This window comes from Kamptonema sp. PCC 6506, from assembly GCF_000180455.1.
GTDB classification, from domain to species: Bacteria; Cyanobacteriota; Cyanobacteriia; order Cyanobacteriales; family Microcoleaceae; genus Kamptonema; species Kamptonema formosum.
The window spans coordinates 1-25,475 of record NZ_CACA01000283.1 but is presented as its reverse complement, the minus strand read 5'-3'; the positions used below and the strand labels follow the sequence as shown (position 1 = coordinate 25,475).

Below are 25,475 nucleotides of genomic sequence, written 5' to 3'. Positions count from 1 at the left end.
GGGAAAACCAGATATCTCTAAAAAAATTGGTTTATCAAGGAAATCCGAGCACATTTTCTCTAGATACAATCCCAAAAATAATCTCTCTTCTTGCCGGATTTCCTTACAAAAATTTTCTGAAGAACTGCCAGCTTTGAATTAGGGTATAGATTAGGAAATATTGTATAATAAACCCAAAATCTAACATCTAAAATAGAATGACTAATATTGATGGTACTCCTAGTTTTGATTTTTTACAAGGAACTCTCAACAACGACACTTTGAGAGGACTTGCAGGTAACGATACCATCCAAGGTTTAGGGGGAAATGACTTAATTTTTGGCAATCAAGACAGCGATTCCGTCATAGGTAATGAAGGTGCAGATACTCTTTTTGGCGGACAGGGAAATGATACCTTTTATGGCAGTGAAGGTAACGATATAATTAATGGCGATCGCGGTCAAGATTTCCTGATTGGTGGCGAAGGCACAGATATTTTAACTGGTGGTGTCGGTGACGATCTATTTGTCCTCGACACCGCAGGCGCATCTAGCTTAGCTGATGCAGATAAAATTACCGATTTTGGCAACGGTAACGATCGCCTAGTTTTGACAGGCGGACTGAAGTTTAACGACTTAGATATTTTTTTGACGGAGGGTAATGCAGTTGTGAAAGATCGGCTTACAGGCAAATATTTAGCAGTTTTACAAGGTGTTAACAACCTAATAGATTCAAATTTTATCTCCTTGATTGGTGGCATAGAACAAGGTCAAATTTTACCAGTTTCTACTACTACCAATATCTCAGGTAATGCGATTGGATTGGAAGTAGCGCAGACTCCTATTGAACAAGCGATCGGTTTAATGTACCGCAGTGAATTACCCGATAATCGGGGGATGTTGTTCCCCATTGAACCGCCACGAAATGTTAAATTTTGGATGAGAAACGTGCCGATCGCATTAGATATGATTTTTCTTCGGGAGGGGGTAGTGCAAGCTGTAATCGCCAATGCACCGCCTTGTTTTGCTGAATCTTGCCCTACTTATGGGCCAGATGCGATCGTTGATGGAGTGATTGAACTCAGGGGAGGGAGGGCGGCAGAATTAGGGTTGAAAGTAGGCGATCGCGTTTTTTAATGGGAAGATTTTTTTATAGGATTTACTTCCTTCTTCCTTCTTCCTTCGTCTAAGTAGGTGGACATAAATAAACGCTATAAATTGTAAGGTGGGCGCTCGCCGTAACCATCTTCTTCTATGAGTTACAGGTTTTTTGCGGCGAGCGCCCACCCTACGTTTAATTATGTCCGACTACTTATATGAGCATCGCCAAACCCCCACTCCGAAAATTCCGGCTCCGCACCAGCGTTGTGTTGCCCTTTGTCCTGCAAATTGTGGCTGCTGTTGGGTTTGTTGGTTATCTCTCCTTCCGAAATAGTCAACAGTCAATTAACGAGTTGACCTTCCAACTTAGCAATAAAGTTACTGGTCAAATCGATCGACATCTGGAAAGCTATCTAGAAAAACCTCATTTATTGCAGGGGGTTTTGGCCTCAGCATTTCGCAATGGTAATTTAGACCCAAATGATTTTCAGGCTCTAGAGCGACAATTTTGGTCAGATATTAAACTAACAGATTCAGTTGACTACATTTATCTTGGCAAAGACAACGGCGATTTTATCGGAGTGCAGCGATACCTTGATGGTAAATTAGTAGTTAAGTTTCGCGATCGCACGACGGATTCTAATCGAGTAGTTTATGAGATCGAGCAACCGGGCGATCGCTTTGAGCAATTGCAATCTAAGCCCTACGATCCGCGCGATCGACCTTGGTATACTGTTACTATGGCTGCTAAAGCACCAACTTGGACTCCGATTTTCACCTCAAAAAATTTGGGCGTTTTACAGATTTCTCCTACTACTCCTGTCTACGACTCCCAAGGGCAATTGGTGGGAGTTTTGTCTACAAATTTGCTGCTAGCACAACTAAATCAATTTCTTAATGGCTTATCTATTAGCAAGTCGGGTGAAGCTTTTATCATGGAGAGATCGGGAGATTTAGTCGCCAGTTCAACTTCCGAAATTCCTGCGGTTAAAGTTCCGGGAAAAGAAGAGCCAGGGCGCTTGAAGGCTTTGGATAGCAAGGAACCCATCATTCGATTCACTGCTCAAAAATTGCAAGAACAAAGCAATACTTTGAACCAAATTCAAAAACCTCAGCAATTTCAGTTTGTGTTAAATGGTAAAACGCAACTGGTGCAGATTTCTCCACTACAACAGGTTAAAGGATTGGATTGGTTGATTGTGGTTGTGATTCCCGAAGCAGACTTTATGGCTCAAATTTATGAGAATACTCGTAACACGATATTGTTTGTAATAGTAGCATTGGGAATTGCGATCGCCATTGGCATTCAGACGGCTAATTGGATTACTCGTCCGTTGCTACGAATGTCCCAGGCATCAACAGAAATTGCCCAAGGAAATCTCGATCAACAGATAGAAACCAGTCCCATTCTAGAAATTGATATCTTAAGCCATTCTTTTAATGATATGAGTAGGCAATTGAAGGATTCTTTTGCTGCTTTACACCAAAGTCAAGAAGAGTTACGCCTTGCCAATGAAGAGTTAGAAAATCGGGTAGAACGGCGCACGGCTCAATTACGTAAGGAAAAAGAAAGATCGGAACAACTATTATTAAATATCTTACCATCTGAGATTGCGGAACGCTTGAAAAAAACGAACGAATCTCCGGCAGAACACTTTGAGGAGGCGACTATTTTGTTCGCTGATATTGTTGGCTTCACCAGCCTATCATCGCGCATGGAACCGATGGAGTTAGTCGGGGGACTTAATCAAATTTTCTCTGCCTTCGATCAGTTGACAGAAAAGTATAATCTGGAAAAAATCAAAACTATTGGTGATGCCTATATGGTAGTAGGCGGATTGCCTCTTCCGCGTTCAGATCATGCTACGGCAATTGCTAATATGGCATTAGATATGCAGGCTTATATGCAAAGTCTAGATAGCATTTTTGGGGAATCTTTGGAAATACGTATTGGCATTAATAGCGGGCCAGTTATTGCTGGAGTTATTGGTATTAAGAAATTTATCTACGATCTTTGGGGAGATGCTGTTAATGTGGCTTCTCGGATGGAATCTCATGGCAAACCTGGTTATATTCAGGTGACAGAGGCTACTTATGCTCATTTGAAAGATGATTATATACTGGAATCAAGGGGTACGATTGCTGTGAAAGGTCGGGGAGAAATGACGACTTACTGGTTAGTGGGTAGGCGATCGATTGAATGTTAATAGTTGAGGCAGGTTCTGGTTTGATTGTGATAATTGTGATAGGATTAGTAAATAATGGTTCTCTCGGCTAATCTCTCCCTACGCAATATGGATCAACTACGCCGCCAAGCTTATCTTAATCTGATTGAATTGCTACTGAATTGCCCCAATGGGGAAGAAAAGCAAATTTTGCAGGCAAACTCTGAGTTAGTTGATGCGGGGTTGGTACAGGTAATGCTAGAGAGGGCAAACAATCTGAGAACTGATAACTACCTGGATGATGCTAATTCTTTAATGACTCTTGCAGGGCATCTAATGGGTAGTTATGGCAATACAATGGTAGAGAAATTGTCACCCTCCATTTACCTTAAATTTTTAACGGAAGTGTTGCAGGTAACTTTAAAGGGCAAGGGCGATCCTAATGTAATTTATCCCCTGCTGCGGGATAATCTCAACTTAGTTAATGATAATTTGGCTGTGGCGTTGCGAAATTGGGCGAGGGAAACTTTGCCACACTCAGATAGCCAAGAAATCCGCATTTCTATAATAGAAGTTGTTGGCAATTTTTGCAATGCAATCCGGCAATTTCCTTTAGGCAGCAGGGCGAGTAATTTAGAAATTGCCATTGCAGGTTATGAAGTTGCCCTGACTGTTTTTACCCGTCAAGAATATAGTAAAGATTGGGCAGCGACTCAAAATAATTTGGCGATTACCTACAACAACAGAATCAGAGGCGAAAGGGCGGATAATCTAGAAATGGCTATTTCCGCTTATAGGGAAGCTTTGTCAGTTGACACCCGCGAGACATATCCTGAAGATTGGGCAATGACTCAAAATAATTTGGGGACTGCCTACGACCAGAGAATCAGAGGGGAACAAGCCCAGAATTTGGAACTGGCGATCGCCGCTTATTTGGCATCATTGGAAATTCGCACTCGCGAGAAATTTCCTGAAGAATGGGCAATGACTCAAAATAATTTGGGGAATGCCTACCGCAACAGAATCAAAGGCAAAACAGACGATAATATAGAACTGGCGATCGCCGCTTTTGAGAAAGCGTTGGAAGTTTACACCTGCGACACATTTCCTAAAGATTGGGCAAGGTGCCAAAATAATTTGGGGCTTGCCTACAGCAACAGAATCAGAGGCGAAAAAGCGGATAATCTAGAAATGGCGATTTCCGCTTATCATAAAACTTTATCAGTTTATACGCGCGAGGCATTTCCAGAAGATTGGGCAATAACTCAAAATAATTTAGCGAATGCCTACAGCGGCAGAATCAGAGGTGAAAAAACGGATAATCTAAAAATAGCAATTTCCGCCTTGCAAGCAGCTTTATCCGTTAGCACTCGCGAGGCATTTCCGATAAATCATGCTAAAACTTTATATAATTTAGGACTTGCCTACCGAAATAATTCCCAACTCCCAGAAGCTTACAATACCTTGAACACTGCAATTGAGACAGTCGAATCAATGCGGACTGAAATCATTAGGGGCGGCGAAGCTGACAGACAGAAATTAGCTGAAGAATACAATAGAATTTCTCATATAATGGTGGAAGTTTGCCTAGAAATGCAAAATAAAACCGCCGCCCTAGAATACATCGAACGCAGCAAAACCCGAAACCTAGTAGAATTGTTTTACAATGCCCGCAGTGTCCAGAAAAATGGACAGCCGATTAGTTGTCAGGAAATTCGCACTCTGTTAGGTGAAGATGAAGCAATTTTGGAATGGTATATCACCTTTAACGGCTTTAAAGTTTTTATTATTACCAGCAACTCCACCCAACCTGATATCTGGCACTCTTCAGATCAAGACTTGGACGCACTAGAGGAGTTTCAGCAGGAATATATCAATGAATACATCTATCAACGTGACAACTGGAAAAAACAGCTAGAAACCCGCCTGAAAAAATTAGCAGAAATCTTACACATAGATGAAATAATTTCTCGCCTCCCGGAAAACTGCCAGCGATTAATATTAGTTCCCTTCCGATATTTGCACTTGTTACCGCTTCATGCCTTAACCAGCCGCAGACTAAGGCAAAATGTAGAAGAAACTGGCTGTCTCCTCGATCTTTTCCCTGGCGGTGTGAGATATACTCCCAGTTGTCAGATATTACAATTATCTCAGCGGGTAAATCCGACTGGGGAAGAGTCATCACCCACAAGATTGTTTGCCATTCAAAACCCGCCTACTCAAAATCCAAAAGACGATTTACCATTTGCTGATATCGAAGTTGAAGCAATTGAAAAAGCCTTTAATTATGCTAAAGTTTTGATTCGGGAAAAGGCAACTAAAGCAGCATTGCAGGAACAAATTAAAGGCTTGCAAAATCCCTACATCGCCCACTTTGCTTGTCATGGCCGTTTCAACTTTACAAATCCTCGGAAATCAGCTTTAATCTTAGCTAGAGTGAAGAGGGCTACCGATAACGTTAACTTGGACGACATCACAGACTTGACGCTGGAAGAAATCTTTAATTTGCCACTGAGTAAGTGCAGTTTAGTAACCCTTTCTGCTTGCGAAACTGGCTTAACGGATATTAGAGATACCACTGATGAGTATATCGGATTGCCTAGCGGTTTTTTATCTGCGGGGGCTACAAGTGTGATCAGCACTTTGTGGGTGGTGGATGATGTATCTACGGCGATTTTGATGATCAAGTTTTATGAACTTTTACTGTCTGAAAGTCGGTCGCCGGTGGCCATTGCTTTGCGGGAGTCGCAGTTGTGGTTAAGGGGGGCAAGTGTGCAAGATTTGCTAGATTGGGCTGATAGTTCAAAGTTACTGGATAGCCAGAATCGAAAGAGGATTAAAAAGAGATTGAGGGGTTATAAACCGGAGTTTCAATCTTTCCAAGATCCTTTGTTTTGGGCGGCTTTCTGTGCCGTTGGACAATAAATGTTAGGGTTTCATGGTGGGTGGGGGCGGGTTTATTTAAGCTGTCGATTTTATTTGAGATTATTGGCGAACCCGCCCCTACAAGTTTGTCGAAAATGAGGCAATATTTCTGGTTAAATAGATATAATTTCTGTAGGGGCGGGTTCACCAGTATCTTTAATCTCCCATCTCAAAACTTCATAAACCCGCCCCGCCCATACTATGAAACTAAAACCTCTCCAACTAATTTTTGAAATTGTCCAGTTTGCAAATTTAAGCTGAAGCGATAGCCCTCCACCAATTGAATCACCAAATTATTGCCGATCGTAAAAAATTGTTCAGGAAAATCTGGCAAGCTGCGATCAAATCTGAGGGAACCATTTGGATTAAATAATAATATCTCATTTTCAGTCAAAACAGCAGTAACTTTTTGAATAACTGCCATCTGAATTAAGTTAGCAGTAAGAGGCATCGCCAAACTAAGGCGGCCACTTTCTAGGCAAATTGCTACTAATTGCTGATCGATGCCAATCCAAAGCATTTTTTGATCGCTTGAATACTCAATACTTAACTCAACTAATTGACTCCGCCAACTTAGCCCATAATATCCCAAAACTTCCCCCAAATCAAGACGAGCAAATTTTTGAGCATATTGGTGACAAATGATTTGCCGAATGGCTGGGATTTGGTCAAATTCTGATTTGCTAATCGTTTCAATCTTCATGGTAGCTTGTTATTGATAAATTAATGGTACAATTGAAGTAACTTGAGGATTTACATCGAAGTCACCTTCAGGATAAAAATATCGAACAACGATTGCCCCCGGTTTTTCTCCTCCTCTCAATTCTACTTTACGAGAGATGTTTACGCCATATTCATTAGGTTTTCGGTCATCTTCAACTTCCGGTGCATTTAATCCTTCTGCGAATATTTGTAATAGCTTCTCTTTGCCTCCCGCCACTTCGTCAATCCCTAGTATTCTCAAATCTCTTAAGTTGTCTAAAGACCTTCTAGTATTGCTAGGAGTAGAGGTAACGCGACCAAAAAAGAAGTCAAATTTACTGGCTTTGACCGTGAACCCCGCACCTTGAATTACTTCGTCCATTGAGGTCTATAGTTGCCACTCCTGAAAAATTGACACTTAATTATCTCTGATGATATCATGGAATTGTTACGCAAACAATGCCCTAACAAAGCCAAAATTCCTACATCAATGGAGAGGAAACACATTAGCCATGAATGATGACCAAGCTTATATATCAGCTTTCTTACAAGTCTTTGAAACTCAAGCAGACTTATTTGAACAAGTAGGGGCGATCGCAGCTTTAGATGACCTCAACCAGACGATATCCGAAATGGCGGATAAATCTGATGAAGAAGTAGCCGACGCTATTGCTAAATGGTGTGAAGATTATCCCGAAATTAGCAAGGCAATCAATTTAAAAGATAGAAAACCGGAACCAAAACCTAGAAATAAAGAAGGTCAAGAACCAAGGCTAACAAACCTCTATCCACAGTTACCAGAACACCTCAAAAAACGCATTCCCAACTCACAGCCGCCACGCTAATAACATGACTGATAAAATTTCTGCCCCTAACGTTTACTTATACGCTTTTCAACTCTACCATAACAGTGAGGGCAGCAATAATCCTCTGTGGCAAAAATGCGACAATATTCTGCGAAAATTTACCTATAAAAAGCTAACACATCATCTAAAGTCCCCGAAAAGAAGTCATGACCAGTGCGAAGATTTACTTTTAAAGACTCCTCTCGAATTTACCAGAAGTAATCCGCTGATAGAAGGTTTTGCCCAACCGTTACAAATTCAAGACAGTTATGCTTTATGGTTAAATATAGGTTGCCCAGAAGACGGTACTGCTGATAACTTAGATGTCAGCTTCATCAAAGAAATTAACCCGGAAAATATTTTACTTATCGACGGTGACGACAACTTTTTAGGCCAAACTCTCCTACTTACCGGATGGCTTACCGAGAATAACCTACCCGATAATATAGATTACTCTCTACCCTTTGCTGAACTATGCTGCAATCATATAGATTACTTTAAACCCATTGCCAATCAATGTCGCAATGCTTTATTACCAGGCGACTCTACACCTATTTTCTACCGTTCAGGTATATTATTTGGTAGTCCCATTTTTGAATACGGTTTAATTAGCGATATTGCCAATATTGCCAATTACCGCCACCTACTTGTCTGGTTACTTTGCGACAAACAAACTGATAAAGATTTTAACACTTGTCAACAAGAAATCATTGACTTACTATTTTACCGTAACAAAATCATCAAATCCTTTCAAGACAGCCGCAAGATTTACCACGACCTCGTTAAAAACTATGATGAGATAGAGGAAGACATCAAGTATTTACAGCAGCAACTCGCCAAAATTAGGAGTTCATTAACTACCGCTGACTTGGAAACATTGAAACAACAGTTAAAAGTCCTATTGGGCAAAGCTTTGAGTTATACTAGCGTGCTAAGGAAACTAGAAGCTTTTGACAATACAATTGCGATAAATCTTAACAATTACAGTGACATTTTGCAGAAAATATGTGATACACTCAAAACTGATAAGGAAGAACTATCAATATTAAATCACTTCGAGATAAAAACCGCGCCCTATATGCGATCGCAAATCGCGGGTGACTTAGGATACTTCAAACACGGGACAGACTTAATCGAAAGCGCGATCGCCTCCATCCGAGGTATAGTTGAAATAGAACAAGCCAAAAGCGATCGCGCCTTACAAACCAGAGTCACCGTTATCGGTGTAGGCTTAGGAGTATCAGGAGTAGCCGCCACCGCCTACCCCTACTTAATCAAGCAAGACCCGCCAAATCCAATAAACTTTACCCTATCCATCATTATCAGCCTGTGTCTGGGAGTAATAGCCGCCGCCATTGCCTTTACAGCTATTCAAATATGGCCCCATCTATGCCCTAAAAAGCCCCGAAATTAAACATTCAAATATCACACTTAAACTATGATTAAACTCGCAAATAACTAGCCCTTAGTTCCACTGGCTAAAAACTCAACCTTTGATTTTCAAAAATCAATCAACCGGAGTAATCTCTATCCAAACACCAGTTTTGTCAGCCACAGGCACATACTCAACACTTAACTTAGAAACGCAACTAATTCTATCATCCAGAAGTACTCCCGCCCCATTCATAGTTAAAGCATCCAGACACGCACCAGCTAAATTATCCAAATCAGAATTAGTGCGGTGCTTTCCCACAAAACGCATTAAAATCGACGCTCTTTTTATTGGCAATTCTATAGTTAAATTCAACTCAGATAGTTGACTATAAATTTCCACCTCAGCCATATTTCGCCACGTTCGATATCGCTGTGGCATAAATGTCCCATTCCCAGTTACTCGCGGCCGCGCTTTGGGGACAACGTTACCAGGAATAAAAAAGATGATGACTTCCCTAGATTGAGGAATATCAAAAACTTCTAATTTTTTAACATTTACAGTAATTATTTCCGGTGATGCCGATAAATTAACAACCTCTAAATTCTCAATTACTTCAGGGGTTATTATCTGTTTTTCCGATGTAATATTCTCAATTACTCCAGAAGTTATTACTTGTTCTTCCGATGCAGTATCTTCAATTATTTCAGAAGTTATTATAGACTCTTCAGATGCGATATCCTCAATTATTTCAGAAGTTATCATCTGCTCTTCAACTGCGATGTCCTCCATTACTTCAGAAGTTATTATCGGTTCTTCATACACTCTCTCCTCTAATTCTAATTCTTCATCTTCCTCTAGATAATCAATAGATTGCGATCTCTCAAAACTATCCTCCTGACTAGAAACAATAAAATTTTGTACAAAACTTTCCCTTTCAACACTTCGAGGTTTATCTTTCGGTAAACCAGGCCATCCTTTAGCCATTTGCATATAAGTTTCTGCCGTTCTTTGTGACAGATTACAATTAGCTTTTAGCCAAATTTCCCATTGTTCAGGTTGTAATTTTGCCTGAGCTTCCAACAACCACTCCCCAGCGTTGCGAGCGTACAACAGTCCCGCCATTGGAGAAGTCTGACACTGCTCGTGAGCACCCTTAATTTCCGCCCCCAATTCCTGAAGCGTCATCGGTAAAGGGGCAGAATTCATCAGCACTTCTAAGTAACTAGATAAAACTAGCCACAGAGTTTTTGCACCCGCCATTTCTATCTCTTCGCTTACGGAGAAAGGCTTTGTGCTGTTGAGTTGTTTGTTGAGATTGTTAGTTTCCACTTACTTAGATGCTCTTCCCTACTCAAAAATCATGCTTAAACTAAAAATACTGCAACAGAATAGATGCCGAAAGTGCGATCGCACATCAGCAATTATAGCCGAAGGCAGAAGATTTAGTTAACTACAAGGGCAGAAGGTAAAAAGCAATAAAAGCAATGGTTTTCGCAATTAAGAAGGTCAAGAGTCAGTTTTTAGGTATGTTGTAGCCACTTTAGCGCTAAAGCGCAACAACATACCTTTGCTTAATGTGCCAGTTGCCTAAGTCCTGGCTAATTTATTAAGTATACTCTCCTCGCCCTCAAACTCAACCAAGTAACTGTTCAACCGGAAAACCAATCAAATACAAAATTCGCTCGATAGTAATCTCTGCCCAATCTGGGTGGCTATTGAGTTCATTAGCCAATTCATAAACCACTTTTTCCAAAATATAAGCATCCAGTAATACTTGCAGTTCGTCCATAGATTTAGGTACAAAATTTGCATCGCCTGCTGTCATCAAATAACTCTTGAGGAAAGCAACACTAACCCACCCATACCAAAACTTAGCCCATTGATTCATTGTGGGGAGAGTTTCAGCTCGAATTATGCCGTTTTCTATCTCTTTACGGAGGGATAAAGTTGCGGCATAGTTGAAAGATTGCACCATCCCTGCAACATCTCGCAAAGGTGAGCGCTTCATGCGCCGCTCGCTCAAAGGACGCGCCGGTTCTCCTTCAAAATCAATAATGATAAAATCTTTGCCTGTATAGAGCACTTGACCTAAATGGTAATCCCCATGACAGCGAATACGCTGAGCTGTGATTTTAAGGTTCAAAATCGACCTGAATTTTCCGATCAACTGCTCTGGATGACTGAGGATAACTTGTGCCATTTTTTGTCCGTCTGGCGATAACTTTAAAAGCCCTTTTCTTAGTAGCAATAAAGTTCTACCAGTGAGATTTCTCATCTGCTGATAAATGGAACGCTGGTAAAAAGATGTGAAATTTTCTGCGGCAAAACTGGGATTCTCTAAATCCGAAGCTAAAGTTAAATGCAGTTCCGCCGTCCGCTGACCCAAAAGTTCGGCAGATGTTAAATAAGCGCCGATAAGTTCGTGAGCCAATTCTGGCATTTCAACTGATAGATTAGATACCAGCGAATTTGATGGCTGTTGCACTGGTAAGGGTAAAGCAGTGGGTAAATAACTGTCACCATAACCTGATGAATTGTCGTTAGAATGCTTTGCACCTACGACCATTACTTCCTCGAAATAGTGACTTAAGCTATCCAATGTATAAGACCAAGCATCCCTAGCTTCGGGAATAAACTTGTGCAATATTCCAATTGTAATCGATTCGCTTCCTGGGCGGCGGTACTCTAAGGCTCCTGCAACTGGGATATATGGTTGGAGCGGGTTTTTATCAGTTAAGAATTGCCCAATTTCTAGGTCGGGATTGATACCTTCCTCAACTTTGCGGAACAATTTAAGGATTAAGCGATCGCCGTAAACTACTGAAGTATTGCTTTTTTCTCCCTTAATCAAGCGGGGTTCAACGTGCGATAAGTCTTCTTCCGGGGTTAATTCCTTGGTAATCGTTGCTAGCAATTTACCAGCAGTGCCCGTATATTGACGGGAATTGGCGATCGCATCCAAGGGAAAGCTCAAAAAGTCTTTCTCTCCCCCAGCGTCAAATAGCACGCCAATTTCATCATTTTTGCCGATAAACTTGAGCTCTGCGATCGCCTGTGCAGAATGAAGGCTTTGTGATGGCTGGTTTTGTTTATAATTTGTGACGTTACCATCAGCCAATATCTCCCCACTATCCCCAACACTACTAATTTTTTCGTAGCCTAGAGGTAGCACATAAGTTTCGGCCATTCCTTCGGTGTAATCTACTTTTAAAAATACCAGATAATAGGTATTAATAGATTGTTTTTGAGCCGCTATTGATGATGACCCCAAATTTTCGCCAGCAAATCCAGAGGAACTTATCGGAATAACTTCTGTAATTTGTACCGCTTGAATTGTCCGATCTTTACCACCAAACCAACGAAAGCTACGTAAGTATTTAGGTAAAATAGTAGCAATTTGGACTCTGGATTTGTTATTGGGATTAAAAATACTTTCCCAATTACCACTAATAGTCAAAGTCGGCAGTTTTACTTGCGGTAATTGCTGTGGATAAACATCCGGTTTAAGTGCGATCGTAAACCAATAAAACGAGTGAGGAGTGAGACTGAGAAAGTAAGGATAATCGCCAATAGTGGGAAATTCAGAGCGACCAAAAATCTCAATTGGCACTGAACCTTTGAAGGGCGAGAGGTCTAATTCAACTGTTTGCACAAAGCGCGACAAATTCGCTACAACCAGGATATGTTCTCCATCGTAAATCCGCATAAAAGCCAAGACTTTGCGGTTTTCGGGATACAGAAATTCAAAGGTTCCGCGACCAAATGCTTGGAAGTGCTGCCTAATTCCAATTAAGCGTTTCATCCACCACCACAGCGAATTTAGGTTAGATCGTTGCGCTTCTACATTAATGGCTTCATAGTGATATTCTGGGTCAAGAATTGGCGGTGCGTATAGCTTTTGAGGGTTTGCCCGACTAAAGCCCGCATTGCGATCGCCACTCCATTGCATCGGAGTTCTTACCCCATTGCGATCGCCTAAATAAATATTGTCTCCCATCCCAATTTCATCCCCGTAATACAGCACGGGAGTACCAGGGAGAGAAAGTAAAAGAGCATTCATTAACTCAATGCGGCGGCGGTTATTTCCCATTAAAGGAGCTAACCGACGGCGGATACCTAAATTAATCCTCGCTTGGGTATCTTGAGCGTAAACTCGGTACATATAATCCCGGTCTTCATCGCTCACCATTTCTAAGGTTAATTCATCATGATTGCGGAGGAATAAAGCCCACTGACAGTTATCAGGAATGTGAGGAGTTTGCTGAATAATATCAATAATTGGGAAGCTATCTTCCATCTGCAACGACATGAATAAGCGGGGCATTAGAGGAAAATGAAAGTTCATGTGACATTCATCTCCCTGAGCATAATATTGCACCGCATCTTCCGGCCACTGATTAGCCTCAGCAAGTAGCATTCGATTCGGGAAATTTTCGTCTACGTGCTTCCGTAATTGTTTTAGGAAAAAGTGCGTTTCTGAAAGGTTTTCACAATTAGTACCATCCCGCTCGTACAGATAAGGAACGGCATCCATCCGTAGCCCATCTACACCCATAGCTAACCAGAAATCGACAGTATCTAAAATTGCTTGGCGCACCGCTGGATTGTCATAATTTAAATCAGGTTGATGGGAGTAAAATCTATGCCAATAGTAAGATTTTGCCACCGCATCCCAAGCCCAGTTTGAAGTCTCAAAATCTTGGAAAATAATCCGTGCATCTTGATATTTTTCGGGTGTATCGCTCCAAACGTAAAAATCTCGCTCCTTGCTGCCTTTCGGCGCTCTCCGCGCCTTTTGAAACCAGGGATGCTGGTCAGAAGTATGATTGACAATTAACTCAATAATTACTCGAATTCCCCGCTGGTGAGCGGCATCTAAAAGGTTTTGAAAATCTTCCAAATTGCCATAAATTGGGTTGACGCTAGTGTAGTCTGAAGTATCATAGCCATCGTCTCGCAACGGCGAGGGAAAGAAAGGCAGCACCCAGATAGCTGTCACTCCCAAATCTTGCAAGTAATCTAGTTTTTCTGTCAATCCCCGAAAGTCGCCAATACCGTCAGCATTGCTGTCAGCAAAGGCACGAACAGGCACTTCGTAAATGATGGCATCTTTAAACCACAAAGGATCGTCATTCAAAATTGACATTTTTGGTAATTGGTAATTGGTAATTGGTAACTGGTAATTAGCGATTGCCGCTGATTGTAGATAGTACAGATATGGGTAAAATTACACCCAAGTTGAGTTAATTATACCTGTTAATAGCTAGCTGTCAAAAATCTAACGCTCAGCTTAAGTAAACTCAATTTTATACTATACTTGCTGTTTTCAAAATAGCTAAAATGCTAAATTTTATTATCTGTCTTAAGTAAGATAAACACCCCTTTATTTACAAAACTCAAAAATTAGTATTCGCTGATACAGCAAAAGTGGAGATTTTACTCTTGCCTGTAGTTGTTGCCAAAAGCAGAACAAATATTAAAACCAAAATCAAAAATCAAAAATCTGCCAATCCTGATTTTAATAATCGAGTCCCTGTTTAATCCAGTTGAGGCAATCGCCTTCAGATAAAAATATTTTGGGAGCAGCAATATTGTTTAACTTACTTGGTGGATAATGATCGTAGAAATATTTACCAGCTTCTTGATAAACAATAATTAAATTGTCCCGATAAGTATACCGACACTTAAAATAATCATCCTGAGCGGCAATATCTGAATTTTCATCAAGATGCTCTTTGGCCACTTCAATTATTCCCTCTACGGTATTCGCACAAATCCCAGCAGGATTTTCCAATTTGTGCAATTTACCTTTATGACCTAATTCAGAAAGTAAGGTATAAGAATAAATATCTTTGCTCTCAACTATAGTCAAAATAAAAGGTACGATTAGATGCCCATTATAGGAAACAGACTTTTCGTAAAGAAAGCGCTTTACCATGACTTAATCATTCAGCTTAACCCAGATTTTGCTGATAATAAAGAGATGATTGATATAAAACTTGTTCTTGATGAGTAAGCAATGTACAATCAGATAGCGGGTAAGCTACACAAGTAACAGTATAACCTGCATTTAATTCCGACGGTCGCAGAAATTTTTGCTCGCTTTGATCGACTTCGCCGCTTACCAGTTTAGCAATACAAGCCGAACATTCCCCTTGTTTGCATCCAGAAGGCAGCCGAAGACCAGCTTCTTCTGCCATATCTAGAATATACTGGTCATCTGGTACTGGAATTGTCCGATCTAGTGCGATCGCAGGATTCACTAACCGAACTTGATAAACTGCCATTTGTGCTCCTAATAAGAAGAAGGAAGAAGGAAGAAGGATTTAGTTATCTAGGAGAGAAGGAAGAAGGAAGAAGGAAGCAGTAAAAAATACTTATTGTTGTAGCAAGCTTTTTATTTATCTTATTTTACTTTAAATTAGGTGAGTTTACTTATTAATATTCCTCTTGTTTAACTAAGATAAAGTCTAGATTGCTAATGGCTGATTGTTAATACCTAACAACTAAATCCTGTAGATTTGGCATTACCATAGTACTTTAAAATTTGGTGAGATAAAACCTCCTGATTAGCCATTAGCAATTAGCCATTACCCATTAGCCATTAGCAATTACCCATTAGCCCATTACCATCAAATCCTCCTCAAAGTAAATAGCGCGAATATCCTCCGGCAAATTTCCCTCTAAACTTTGATACCCCTTTTGCAACAAAGCTTTCACCTGAGCGGGAGAAATTGCTTCGCCCTCTGCTTGCAAATAAGCCGCAATTCGCGTCTCGCTCCAACGGAAAGTCTGAGCCATTAAAACAGTTAATCTTAGCAACGGAGCTAACTGTTCTAATGCCTGTCCGACGTAACACCAAAGCGGCGGTGGAGCCGATAGTAAAGAGTAATGAATCGATTCCACTGACGGTAAATCGGTCTGATTAATACAAATAGCTGTTACATTAATCAGCCAATTCTGAAGAGTAATATTCTCCCCTCCCTCTTCTGGGCTTTCACGGCGCAAATCTAGGCCACGCAATTCGTAGTAAATATGCCGCCAAGTCCTAGCAAATAGGTAATCAGCCTGCACTGGCGATCGCACTGAATGCCGAATCAGCGTGTAGACAATTTGAGCGTATCGACAAAAAATCGCCGTGAAAAATTTTCCCTGATCGGGATGATTTTGAAACAGAGTCAGCAACTCCTGGTCGCTGTTATGAAACAGCGATTTGACAATCGGATGGTTGGATTCAGGAAATTGAGGCGTTTGCACAATTTTTCTGCACTAGCTGAGCTAAAAAACGCTGATGCACTAGACATAATACATCATCCTTTAGACTTGTGGCAAACATCCTAGTCAGAATTTTGTAGAGAGGGTATTGCTTACCAAAAAAGCTAGAAACTCAAAACCCGCCGCAGCGGGTTTGAATGTGAAGTAGAGATATTAATCGGAATTCCAAGCTTGCGGGTCATTTTCTACCTGCACCGAGCGATTGCTACGGTTAAAGTAAATTCTGATCGTATTCGTGCGACCCCGCCCCAAATCGAGTTTGCCAGATTTCCAAGGCTTATACCCAGATTGGCTACCAAAGAAACTAACTCTATAAGTTGTAGCTGGCAGATAAATCCTTTCCTTAGAATTATTGCCGCTTAATCTAATTTGTTGTCTCTTGCCATCTCCTTCAATTTGAATCCTGACCTCATCATTACTGCGAGAAATGAACTCCACCGCTACCCTTTCATTATCATTGCGTTCCCGATCGTTGTCGCGCCCTCGGTTATCACCTGGCAAACCGGTATCTTTAACGTTTGCCCCTCTTAAATCGGTTCCCTGGAAGTTGACACCTCTGACCTCAGCTCGTTCCAAGTCAGCATTCCTTAAGTTAGCATCACTCAAGTTGGCATTCCTCAAATTAGACCTACTCAAATCTGCATCTCTTAAATCAGCTCCTCGGAGGTCAGCATTGCTTAAGTCGGCATTTCTAAGAGCAGCGCCTCGCAGGTTCGCACCTCTGAGGTTGGCATTTCTGAGGTCTGCTCCTTGCAGGTTCGCATTTCTAAGATTAGCATCTCTGAGGTCGCACCGAGAGCACTGACCAGTTTCTTTTAGTTTCTCGACATCTCGGCGATTTGCGGACTGAACTGGCATCGCTAGGCTGAGTGCGATCGCCAGCGTTGCAAATCCTAAAATAGGTTTGATCTTCATCTTACTGGACTCGAAATTTATTAATATTTCAGACTATGAGACGTTCGATTGGAGTGAAAAGATTCCTGCCCATCGAAAAGTATCATTAGGTATAGACTAGCCTCTAAAATAGATTTTAGCTTAAACGAGTAACTTTTGACTTCTTCTATCTGGATTATTCTATCCGGTAAAGCCAAAGTACTCAAAACCAGGCATTTATATCCTCAAACTCAGGAAAGAAATGCTCTAGGAGCCATTTTTTCTTACTTTTTAATCTCTCAAGCTTAATTTATCAACAAATGACACTTAAAACCCGGAAACAAACTAATCTTTTACTGCTCTTATTTCCCGGCACATTCTGGCTGGTGACTTTTTTTGTTGTGCCACTGCTGATTGTCTTAAGCTACAGCTTCTTAGAACGTGGCACTTACGGCGGTGTCACCTGGACATTTACACTGGCTAGCTATCAGCGTTTATTAGGCGATAGAAATAGTTATATTTACTTGGGAGTGCTGTGGCGCTCCCTCTGGCTAGCATTTCTTACCACCGCAGCTTGCTTGCTCATTGGCTATCCCCTAGCATTTTTTATTGCCACGCGACGCTCGCCGGGATGGAAAAATGCTTTACTATTGCTAGTAATTATTCCCTTTTGGACTAACTTTCTAGTACGGACTTACGCCTGGATAGTTCTGTTGCAAAGTAAAGGAGTAATTAACGTAGCCCTGCAAAGCCTGCAAATTATCAACGAACCATTAAACTTGCTTTTCACTCCTTTTGCCGTCACAATTGGTTTGATTTATGGCTATCTGCCCTTTATGGTTTTACCATTATATTCTACTATAGAACGTTTCAATTTTACATTAGTAGAAGCCGCCCAAGATTTAGGAGCTAATGACCTTCGCACCTTATGGCGGATCGTATTACCATTAACAAGACGGGGGATTATCGCTGGTTCAATACTGGTGTTTGTCCCGACAGTAGGTGCTTTTATTACACCCGATATTTTAGGCGGTGCTAAAACAATGATGGTAGGAAATCTGATTCAAAATCAATTTCTTAAAGCTCGCGACTGGCCTTTTGGTTCTGCCCTTTCTATGTTATTAATGGTATTAGTCTTAATTCCCATGTTAGTCTATTTCCATCTTTCAGAAGCAGAAAATTAAATAGTACGCGATCGCATATTATCCTAGCATTTTCAGCACTATCGGTCTTTACCATCAGGAACTAGCATCAGTAATTAGATGAATGACAACAAAATAAAATTAGATTTATTGATTCGTTCAATTGGCAAACTTTGGCTTTGGGGGCAAGCAGCATTAGGATTCTCCTTCCTTTACTTGCCAATTCTAATATTAATTATTTACTCCTTCAATACCTCCCGGTCTAATGCCATTTGGCGCGGTTTTACCCTAGACTGGTATCGGAGCTTATTCGCAGGCGCGGGTGTAATCGTACTCGGCTCAGCCCAAGGAACTGCTAACATTAGCGATGCAGGATTATGGGAAGCTGTAAATAATAGCTTGCTAATTGCTGCTATCTCTACCCTGCTAGCGACAATCTTTGGTACGATGATAGCGCTGGCATTGGAGCGCTTTCGCTTTCCTGGTCGCAGAATGTTGGAAGCATTACTTTTTTTGCCGATTATCATTCCTGAGATTACAATGGGCATTTCCTTGCTAGTTTTCTTTACCCTAGTATTTCGGCTAGTAGAAAATCTAATCGGAATTCGCCTTACTCTCGGTTTGCCTACGGTAATTATCGGTCACATTGCCTTTAATATTTCCTTTGTTACTATTACTGTGAGAGCTCGTTTGGCAGAACTAGACCCAGCTTTAGAAGAAGCAGCCTTAGATTTAGGCGCAAATGAATGGCGAACTTTTTGGCGAATCATTTTACCCTTAATCTGGCCTGGTATTTTCAGCGCGGCGCTGTTAGCTTTCACCTTATCTTTAGATGATTTTGTCATCAGTTTCTTTACTAGCGGTGTGGGTTCAACGACCCTACCTTTGTTCGTTTATGGGATGATTAAGTTTACGGTGACACCAGCCATCAATGCAATCTCAACTTTAATGTTGCTAGTTTCTCTATTACTTGTGGTATCATCACTAACTATCCAGAAAAGTTAAAGTAGTTAAAATGAGATAGAAACAATAACACCTTGAGGCACGGATACACAGTTACCTGTTTATTAGTCGGCGGTTGAAACCGCTACTACACAAACAAAGTCCGCCTACGCGGACTAAAGAATACAGGGAGTATTTAAGCTGGATTTGGTATAATTCCTTTTTCCTTCTTCCTTCTTCCTTCTTCCTTCTTCCTTCTTCCTTCTTCCTTCGTAATAAACTTATGAAACGTCTACTAACTTTCCTTCTGTTGTTTATGATTAGCGCCATCTTGCCTTTCGGCTGTAGCGGTAGCACTCCCAATGGTGCTGAAACGACCAGAGGTAGTGAAAAAATCCTGAGCATTTACAACTATTCAACTTATATTGCACCGGAAGCTATCGCGCAATTCGAGAAAGAGAACAGCGTCAAAATCAAATACGACACCTACGACAATAGCGATGCTTTATATGCAAAACTAAAGCAAGGAAACCCCGGTTACGACGTAATATTTCCAGCCGACTATATGGTAAAAATTATGGTCTCTGAGAATATGCTTGAGCCGCTTAATCTAGATAAAATTCCTAACAAGAAAAACCTCGATACTAAGTTTGTTAACCAATCCTTCGATCCCGGCAATAAATACTCATTTCCTTACCAGTGGGGGACTATGGGTATTGGCTATAATCTGAAAGCAACAAAGGGCGAAGTGAACAGTTGGAGGGCAATGTTAGACCCAAAATTCACGGGTAAAGTAGCATGGCAAGACGATGCGCGGTACACATTTGCAGGTGTCTTGATGTATTTAGGATATAACCCTAATACCACTAATCCCAATGAGATTAATAAAGCTCGTGACTTGCTGATCGAAAATAAGGCAATGATTGCCGCTTTTGTGCCCGATACAGGTCAAAACTTGCTCGCTCAAGGAGAAGTAAATCTGACAATGGAATGGAGCGGCGATATTTTCCAGGTAATGAAAGAAAACCCCGACCTACGTTTTGCGATTCCCAAAGAAGGAACAATTGTTTTTACTGATAACATAGCTATTCCCAAGAATGCACCGAATAAAGAGTTAGCTGAGAAATTTATTGACTTTGTTTTACAGCCAGAAGTCGGTGCAAAAATATCTAATTTTATCCACTTTAGTTCGCCCAATAAGGCAGCAATAGATCGGGGTTTAATCGATGAAAAAGACAGGAAAAATCAACAAATTTATCCTCCAAGTGAGATATTCTCTAAACTCAAATATATTGAGGATGTTGGTAAAGCGACGGGCTTATACGATCAAGCATGGACTGAGGTTAAGGCCGCATTTGGGAAATAAAATTGTTAGTAGTTAGTAGTTAGTAGTTAGTTGTGAAGTATTGATTGTTAGTTGTTCATTGTTAGTCGAGCGACAAATTAACAATTAACATTTACGCTTACATCGACTTGTAGGGTGCGTCAGTCTAAAGTTTTACGACGATGATAAAGATTCATATTATGATGTACCCTACCATCATGTGCCAGTTGCGAAAAGTTTGATATATTGCGTATCTTTGTTTAATTTATGTTGACACTTAACAACTAACCACTAACAACTAACTACTAACAACTAACTACTAACTACTAACCACTAACAATAATAATGTACGCAGTTGAACTGGCTAATATTTCCAAGTGTTTTAAAGACTCTCGCAAAAAAGATTGCCTAGCTGTAGATAACATCAACCTGCAAATTGCTGATGGAGAATTCTTTTCACTATTGGGGCCGTCTGGCTGCGGTAAAACTACCACTTTACGACTAATTGCTGGCTTTGAAATTCCTACAATAGGTGAAGTTTACATTCACGGGGAACCGATGAAAGATCGTCCGCCATTTCACCGCCCAGTTAATACAGTTTTTCAGAATTATGCTCTTTTTCCACACTTGACGCTGGCTCAAAATGTGGCTTTTGGTTTGGAAATGGAGAATTTACCACGCCGAGAAATTAAGGTTCGCGTTGCTGATACTCTGGCGTTGGTACAATTAACTGATATGGAAAAACGCTATCCACGTCAGTTGTCAGGGGGACAGCAGCAACGGGTAGCATTAGCAAGAGCATTAGTAAAACAACCTTCTGTATTACTGTTTGATGAACCGCTGGGAGCTCTGGATTTGAAGCTGCGGAAGGAAATGCAGATAGAATTAAAACGGATGCAGCAAAAGTTAGGAATTACTTTTATTTATGTGACGCACGATCAGGAAGAAGCTTTAACGATGTCTGATAGAATTGCAGTGATGTATCAAGGACAGGTGCAACAAGTTGGCACGCCGATTGATATTTATGAATATCCGAAAACTCGCTTTGTTGCTGATTTTATTGGCGAGACTAATTTCTTAACGGGGCGAGTAATTGAAAGTGGGGCGGGTAAGGTTGTGGTGTTCGTTGATGAAAAGTTACCAGTATTAGTTGCTAACGTAGAAGATATGCCAGTGGGCAAAGTTTTAACGCTGGTTGTGCGACCAGAAAAAGCTACTATTTATCCTTCAGATGATGGAGAAGATGGTTGGTTGGGGACGGTGGAAGAGGTGGTTTATATTGGTACTGATACGCGATATTCCGTGCAGTTGACGGAGCAGAGTTCTGTGGTGGTTCGCAAGCAGAATTTACACCGAGATGATTTGCGTCGGTATGCGGTGGGTGAGAGGGTGCGGGTGGTGGTATCGCCGGAGAGTATTTGTATTTTAGACTCGGATAAGTATTAAATTAAATCGGAGTACGAAAAATCAGTGAGAAGCAGGTGATATCATGTCCGGTTAAATACTTGTCATTGTTCGCTGTGCGAAGAAATCTCAACACCTTGCGATTGCTTCAGGATTGCTTCGCACAGCTCAAAACTGCGCTGCGCTTGGCTCGCTTTTGACAGATCGTAAGTAATTTGCCGGACATGATATGAACCAAGCTTTGGCTTTTTATTGGGTTCACCGCCAGGAAATAGACGGGGCGATCCCAACTAAACAAACTATCGAAAATTATTTAATTATTTCACAAACTGCTTTACCTGCTGCGGCAATATAGGCACTACTTTTTGTTGCCAAAACTGATTGAAACTCTGAGGTTGAACTCCTCGCCATGCAATTCCTATTGCTAAAGTTAAGAAAAATAGAGCTCCCAATCCATTAATTAAATGAGATAAAATTCCCGGCCCTCTAGGAGCAGATGTCATCTTTGGTCGATAATTTATCCCCTCATATTGAACTTCATCATCATGACGCTTCGATGCTGATGTTTTTTGTCGCGATCCTGGATGGCCCCCAGAAGCACCTGTTTTACTGAATGTACTCCCAGAAGAATTATTTTTGCTAATACCAGTTGTGCCCCCCGTTGTTTTCATTGTAGAAACGCCTCGCGTTGGCAATTTGCCGCTAGACAAATCTGTTTTGCCGCTTCGGGTTGGCAATTTGCCATTAGATATATCTGTTTTGCCGAAAGAAGTATTTCCAGTCTGCAAACGAGTCTGCTGGGAGGGTTTCTTGGAAGTTTGCGATCGCATCAAATTTTGCAATTTCTGAGTTACTGGCATTGGTTGTTCCCCTCTCTTCGCCCACTGGGACAACATCGCCGCCGTAATTCCGCAAAGGTTTCCCAGTCCCAAAGCTTGCATCCGCTTTAATAGTGACTGGTTATTGCAGACAAAAACTACTAGGGATTCTGGGTTTTCGAGAGCAAAACCATAAACGCACTGAGCGATCGCCACTACCATCCGCGTATGTTTGCTTTGATTTCCCCCAACAGCAGGTTCTAAATTGGGGTGAGTCTCTAAAGCATCTGTCACCTGCCAACCACTAGCGGGAAAAAATCGCAAAAATTCTCTAGCTAGTTTTTCGCGATCGCTATCTGCCTCATCTGCCAAAAATTCCATTTCCTCAAACACCACTTCCGGGACATAGCAACTTCCCGCCTTGGCATATTGTTGCCATGTTTGGGAATTAGTACCCATTACTACATCAACATCAAGAATTAATAAGACCGCAGGAAAATTATTACTCATAACTTTACACCCATTATTAACAGTTAACCGTTAACCGTTAACAGTTAACAGTTAACCGTTAACAATTTAGCTGCCAATGCCCAAACGTCCTGCCAAAGCGGGAGTTAAAGGCAAAAGCGTGGCAATCATCAAAAACAAAGCTAACAAACCCAAAGCTGCACGGGCATCGTCAGGTTCGCTCAGTTCGTTCAAACTTGGCCGTTCTAAGTTCCTTTGCAAAATCAGAATCACTATTGCCCAATATAATGCTAAAGGATTTACTAAAGATGCGATCGCTAATACTGCAAAGGTGGCAAACGTGGCCCTGCCGGCAATTTGACGGCCGTAGATCGCTTGGACGATTCTTCCCCCGTCTAATTGTCCGGCTGGCATCAAATTAATCGCTGTAATCACCAAACCTAGCCAGCCAATTACTACCAGCGGATGCACATCTACTATCGGTTGCTGCAAAGCATCTCCCAAAACTACCCGTGCTAAAGTTCCTACTAAAACTGAACCCTTAAAAAAATCAGCGGGGATTTGAAATAAACTGCCTTTGTGAGAAAGCAGGAAACCTCCGATCAGCATGGCGAGGGAAACAATTCCCCCTGCTGCTGGCCCAGCGATCGCCACATCAAAGAGGACTTTGCGGTTCGGTAATACTGACTCAAAGCGGTTGACTGCACCAAAAGAGGCAATTTGCCAAGTGGGAATGAAAAATGGCCATGAAAAGCGGACATTATGGCGCTTGGCGAATACTTGATGTCCAATTTCGTGAGCGATTAAAACTGCCCAAACTCCAAGGGCGATCGGCAAGGCTTCCGGGTAGCGTAGGGGTTCGCTAAAGAAGTCAAACCCAAGTAGTAAACCGCCTGTTTCTAAGCTAGTAGCAAAGGTAGCCCCGATCAGTACCACAGAGAGAATTTTTTGAGAGAGTGTGGTTTGTTGGGGATCGTTTTTACTGGGTAAAATAATCGCTACTGGTCTGCCGTCGGTATTGTCTACTAAAAATAGCCGATAGCGATCGCCTAATCTTTCCTGTAAACTCGCTGACATCCGCCCATAAACTACTTCTGGATCTCCCCGCAAGTTCCCTTTGCAGATTACGCCATCCTGAAAGGGAATAGTTTCAGTTGCAAAAAACGTATCGATACCAAAAATACCTTGTATTGCCTTCAGGTCTTCTGCGGGGACGGGAACGAGTTCTGGTTGTGGAGTTGTAGCGGTTTGTACCTCTGTTTTTCCTGGTTCTGAATTAGAGGGCTCTGACGACGCATCGGCGGAACTAACCATTTTTTCAGCCCGCGATCGCAGCAACGCATCTTCACCTGCCGCTCGTAGTTTTTTCCCTAAGTAAATGTACAATCCCGTAGAAGCCACCAGCATTAATAAAATCCCGGCCAGGTTGAGGTAAATCCCGACTGCAAACAAACCGAAGAATAACAGCCAAGGAGTCATCAGCGACACCGACTGCAACCAGGCTAAGATCCCTAGTTTGCCGAAAGGTAAGGCTCGGTAATACCCCCAACCTAAAATTCCAATGGCAATTAACACGATAATAATCGTTGCCGCGTTTTCCGATAGAGTAACCCCCAATAAAGAGCGATCGGCATCTACTGCACCTATCAGAAATGATAAATTCCTGGGAATATCAAATAGAGTTGGTGTAAACATATTCAATTGATATTGAGACGCAATTCCAATACTTTCAGCTCCCTGCATAAGTTTTTCTAGTAAGTTTCTCGGAAAGCGTGCTTGAGGCTGCTTATTTTTAGCTTTTTCTGGGTAAGCGAACTCATTCATTGAGCCATCTTAACCATTTAGTGATTCTAGTATTTTTCTTGTCCGCTAGGACGACGTTAACCCTATTCCAGATCCGTAGTTACTTACGACGGCGAGGTATCCGTTTTACCATCCCACGACTGTCAAATGAACCCCGTCACGGTCCTTTTAGTCGGGAAATCTACCGTCAACGCAACATTGTTGAACGTGCTATCAACCGAATTAAGCAATGGAGACGTATTGCTACACGATATGAGAAACTTGCTGCAAATTATACAGCCATGATTACGATCGCCTTTATCTGGTTATGGTTGTAGTTTGAAAACACGCCCTAG

The 25,475-nt window shown here is 41.4% G+C and carries 20 protein-coding genes; 10 read left to right on the top strand and 10 right to left on the bottom strand.

Annotated features, from left to right (window positions below):
• The first annotated feature begins 197 nt into the window (after window positions 1-197).
• The 3 genes from OSCI_RS32255 (at window position 198) to OSCI_RS15610 (ending at window position 6,169) form a co-directional block, all read left to right on the top strand.
• Window positions 198-1,115 (top strand): DUF192 domain-containing protein, encoded by a 918-nt coding sequence (locus OSCI_RS32255; protein ID WP_007355988.1) that lies wholly within the window; start codon window positions 198-200, stop codon window positions 1,113-1,115.
• 179 nt (window positions 1,116-1,294) lie between these two features.
• On the top strand, window positions 1,295-3,286 hold the full coding sequence (locus tag OSCI_RS15615) for an adenylate/guanylate cyclase domain-containing protein (RefSeq protein ID WP_007355987.1): 1,992 nt from the start codon (window positions 1,295-1,297) through the stop codon (window positions 3,284-3,286).
• Between the two features lie 87 nt (window positions 3,287-3,373).
• Window positions 3,374-6,169, top strand: coding sequence for a CHAT domain-containing protein (locus OSCI_RS15610; protein ID WP_007355986.1), 2,796 nt, complete (start codon window positions 3,374-3,376; stop codon window positions 6,167-6,169).
• 199 nt (window positions 6,170-6,368) lie between these two features.
• Here the strand turns inward: OSCI_RS15610 and OSCI_RS15605 are convergent, their stop codons facing one another.
• A complete protein-coding gene (locus OSCI_RS15605; RefSeq protein WP_007355985.1) occupies window positions 6,369-6,872 on the bottom strand; it encodes a hypothetical protein in 504 nt (167 codons plus the stop codon).
• A 9-nt stretch (window positions 6,873-6,881) separates the two neighbouring features.
• A complete protein-coding gene (locus OSCI_RS15600; RefSeq protein WP_007355984.1) occupies window positions 6,882-7,253 on the bottom strand; it encodes a hypothetical protein in 372 nt (123 codons plus the stop codon).
• Window positions 7,254-7,383: 130 nt separating this feature from the next.
• Here OSCI_RS15600 and OSCI_RS15595 point away from each other — a divergent pair, with 130 nt between their 5' ends.
• Entirely contained in the window at window positions 7,384-7,716 is a 333-nt protein-coding gene (locus OSCI_RS15595; protein ID WP_007355983.1) for a hypothetical protein, read from the top strand.
• Window positions 7,717-7,720: 4 nt separating this feature from the next.
• A complete protein-coding gene (locus tag OSCI_RS15590; RefSeq protein ID WP_007355982.1) occupies window positions 7,721-9,130 on the top strand; it encodes a hypothetical protein in 1,410 nt (469 codons plus the stop codon).
• Between the two features lie 93 nt (window positions 9,131-9,223).
• Here OSCI_RS15590 and OSCI_RS15585 read toward each other — a convergent pair whose 3' ends face one another.
• The 6 genes from OSCI_RS15585 to OSCI_RS15560 form a co-directional block, all read right to left on the bottom strand.
• Window positions 9,224-10,420: a RusA family crossover junction endodeoxyribonuclease gene (locus OSCI_RS15585; protein ID WP_019487856.1), complete on the bottom strand. Its 1,197-nt coding sequence runs from the start codon at window positions 10,418-10,420 to the stop codon at window positions 9,224-9,226.
• A 304-nt stretch (window positions 10,421-10,724) separates the two neighbouring features.
• Window positions 10,725-14,237: a maltose alpha-D-glucosyltransferase gene (gene treS / locus OSCI_RS15580; RefSeq protein WP_007355980.1), complete on the bottom strand. Its 3,513-nt coding sequence runs from the start codon at window positions 14,235-14,237 to the stop codon at window positions 10,725-10,727.
• A gap of 372 nt (window positions 14,238-14,609) precedes the next feature.
• Window positions 14,610-15,029 (bottom strand): hypothetical protein, encoded by a 420-nt coding sequence (locus tag OSCI_RS15575; RefSeq protein WP_007355979.1) that lies wholly within the window; start codon window positions 15,027-15,029, stop codon window positions 14,610-14,612.
• Between the two features lie 16 nt (window positions 15,030-15,045).
• Complete coding sequence (locus OSCI_RS15570; RefSeq protein ID WP_007355978.1) at window positions 15,046-15,378, bottom strand: 2Fe-2S iron-sulfur cluster-binding protein; 333 nt, start codon at window positions 15,376-15,378, stop codon at window positions 15,046-15,048.
• A 331-nt stretch (window positions 15,379-15,709) separates the two neighbouring features.
• Window positions 15,710-16,348, bottom strand: coding sequence for an RNA polymerase sigma factor (locus tag OSCI_RS15565; RefSeq protein ID WP_007355977.1), 639 nt, complete (start codon window positions 16,346-16,348; stop codon window positions 15,710-15,712).
• A gap of 171 nt (window positions 16,349-16,519) precedes the next feature.
• The gene (locus OSCI_RS15560) at window positions 16,520-17,281 is read right to left on the bottom strand and encodes a pentapeptide repeat-containing protein (protein WP_007355976.1); all 762 of its coding nucleotides are present in this window, start codon (window positions 17,279-17,281) and stop codon (window positions 16,520-16,522) included.
• 278 nt (window positions 17,282-17,559) lie between these two features.
• Between OSCI_RS15560 and OSCI_RS15555 the strand changes: the two genes are divergently transcribed.
• From OSCI_RS15555 to OSCI_RS15540, 4 genes are all read left to right on the top strand, one after another.
• Window positions 17,560-18,423, top strand: a complete 864-nt coding sequence (locus OSCI_RS15555) for an ABC transporter permease (protein ID WP_007355974.1) — start codon at window positions 17,560-17,562, stop codon at window positions 18,421-18,423.
• A 78-nt stretch (window positions 18,424-18,501) separates the two neighbouring features.
• The gene (locus OSCI_RS15550) at window positions 18,502-19,386 is read left to right on the top strand and encodes an ABC transporter permease (protein ID WP_007355973.1); all 885 of its coding nucleotides are present in this window, start codon (window positions 18,502-18,504) and stop codon (window positions 19,384-19,386) included.
• A gap of 220 nt (window positions 19,387-19,606) precedes the next feature.
• Window positions 19,607-20,689 (top strand): ABC transporter substrate-binding protein, encoded by a 1,083-nt coding sequence (locus tag OSCI_RS15545; RefSeq protein ID WP_019487858.1) that lies wholly within the window; start codon window positions 19,607-19,609, stop codon window positions 20,687-20,689.
• A gap of 303 nt (window positions 20,690-20,992) precedes the next feature.
• A complete protein-coding gene (locus OSCI_RS15540; protein WP_007355971.1) occupies window positions 20,993-22,093 on the top strand; it encodes an ABC transporter ATP-binding protein in 1,101 nt (366 codons plus the stop codon).
• 275 nt (window positions 22,094-22,368) lie between these two features.
• On the opposite strand, the gene OSCI_RS15535 is transcribed toward OSCI_RS15540, so the two are convergent.
• Window positions 22,369-23,379: a PIN domain-containing protein gene (locus OSCI_RS15535; protein ID WP_007355970.1), complete on the bottom strand. Its 1,011-nt coding sequence runs from the start codon at window positions 23,377-23,379 to the stop codon at window positions 22,369-22,371.
• Between the two features lie 66 nt (window positions 23,380-23,445).
• Window positions 23,446-25,161 (bottom strand): site-2 protease family protein, encoded by a 1,716-nt coding sequence (locus OSCI_RS15530; protein WP_007355969.1) that lies wholly within the window; start codon window positions 25,159-25,161, stop codon window positions 23,446-23,448.
• Window positions 25,162-25,181: 20 nt separating this feature from the next.
• Between OSCI_RS15530 and OSCI_RS28560 the strand changes: the two genes are divergently transcribed.
• Complete coding sequence (locus OSCI_RS28560) at window positions 25,182-25,457, top strand: transposase (RefSeq protein WP_157135572.1); 276 nt, start codon at window positions 25,182-25,184, stop codon at window positions 25,455-25,457.
• Window positions 25,458-25,475 lie beyond the last annotated feature (18 nt).

Excerpts from the sequence above, each read along its gene's own strand:
- OSCI_RS32255 (WP_007355988.1), top strand. The coding sequence starts at position 198 with ATGACTAATATTGATGGTACTCCTAGTTTTGATTTTTTACAAGGAACT.
- OSCI_RS15615 (WP_007355987.1), top strand. The coding sequence starts at position 1,295 with ATGAGCATCGCCAAACCCCCACTCCGAAAATTCCGGCTCCGCACCAGC.
- OSCI_RS15610 (WP_007355986.1), top strand. The coding sequence starts at position 3,374 with ATGGATCAACTACGCCGCCAAGCTTATCTTAATCTGATTGAATTGCTA.
- OSCI_RS15605 (WP_007355985.1), bottom strand. The coding sequence starts at position 6,872 with ATGAAGATTGAAACGATTAGCAAATCAGAATTTGACCAAATCCCAGCC.
- OSCI_RS15600 (WP_007355984.1), bottom strand. The coding sequence starts at position 7,253 with ATGGACGAAGTAATTCAAGGTGCGGGGTTCACGGTCAAAGCCAGTAAA.
- OSCI_RS15595 (WP_007355983.1), top strand. The coding sequence starts at position 7,384 with ATGAATGATGACCAAGCTTATATATCAGCTTTCTTACAAGTCTTTGAA.
- OSCI_RS15590 (WP_007355982.1), top strand. The coding sequence starts at position 7,721 with ATGACTGATAAAATTTCTGCCCCTAACGTTTACTTATACGCTTTTCAA.
- treS (WP_007355980.1), bottom strand. The coding sequence starts at position 14,237 with ATGTCAATTTTGAATGACGATCCTTTGTGGTTTAAAGATGCCATCATT.
- OSCI_RS15575 (WP_007355979.1), bottom strand. The coding sequence starts at position 15,029 with ATGGTAAAGCGCTTTCTTTACGAAAAGTCTGTTTCCTATAATGGGCAT.
- OSCI_RS15570 (WP_007355978.1), bottom strand. The coding sequence starts at position 15,378 with ATGGCAGTTTATCAAGTTCGGTTAGTGAATCCTGCGATCGCACTAGAT.
- OSCI_RS15560 (WP_007355976.1), bottom strand. The coding sequence starts at position 17,281 with ATGAAGATCAAACCTATTTTAGGATTTGCAACGCTGGCGATCGCACTC.
- OSCI_RS15555 (WP_007355974.1), top strand. The coding sequence starts at position 17,560 with ATGACACTTAAAACCCGGAAACAAACTAATCTTTTACTGCTCTTATTT.
- OSCI_RS15550 (WP_007355973.1), top strand. The coding sequence starts at position 18,502 with ATGAATGACAACAAAATAAAATTAGATTTATTGATTCGTTCAATTGGC.
- OSCI_RS15545 (WP_019487858.1), top strand. The coding sequence starts at position 19,607 with ATGAAACGTCTACTAACTTTCCTTCTGTTGTTTATGATTAGCGCCATC.
- OSCI_RS15540 (WP_007355971.1), top strand. The coding sequence starts at position 20,993 with ATGTACGCAGTTGAACTGGCTAATATTTCCAAGTGTTTTAAAGACTCT.
- OSCI_RS15535 (WP_007355970.1), bottom strand. The coding sequence starts at position 23,379 with ATGAGTAATAATTTTCCTGCGGTCTTATTAATTCTTGATGTTGATGTA.
- OSCI_RS15530 (WP_007355969.1), bottom strand. The coding sequence starts at position 25,161 with ATGAATGAGTTCGCTTACCCAGAAAAAGCTAAAAATAAGCAGCCTCAA.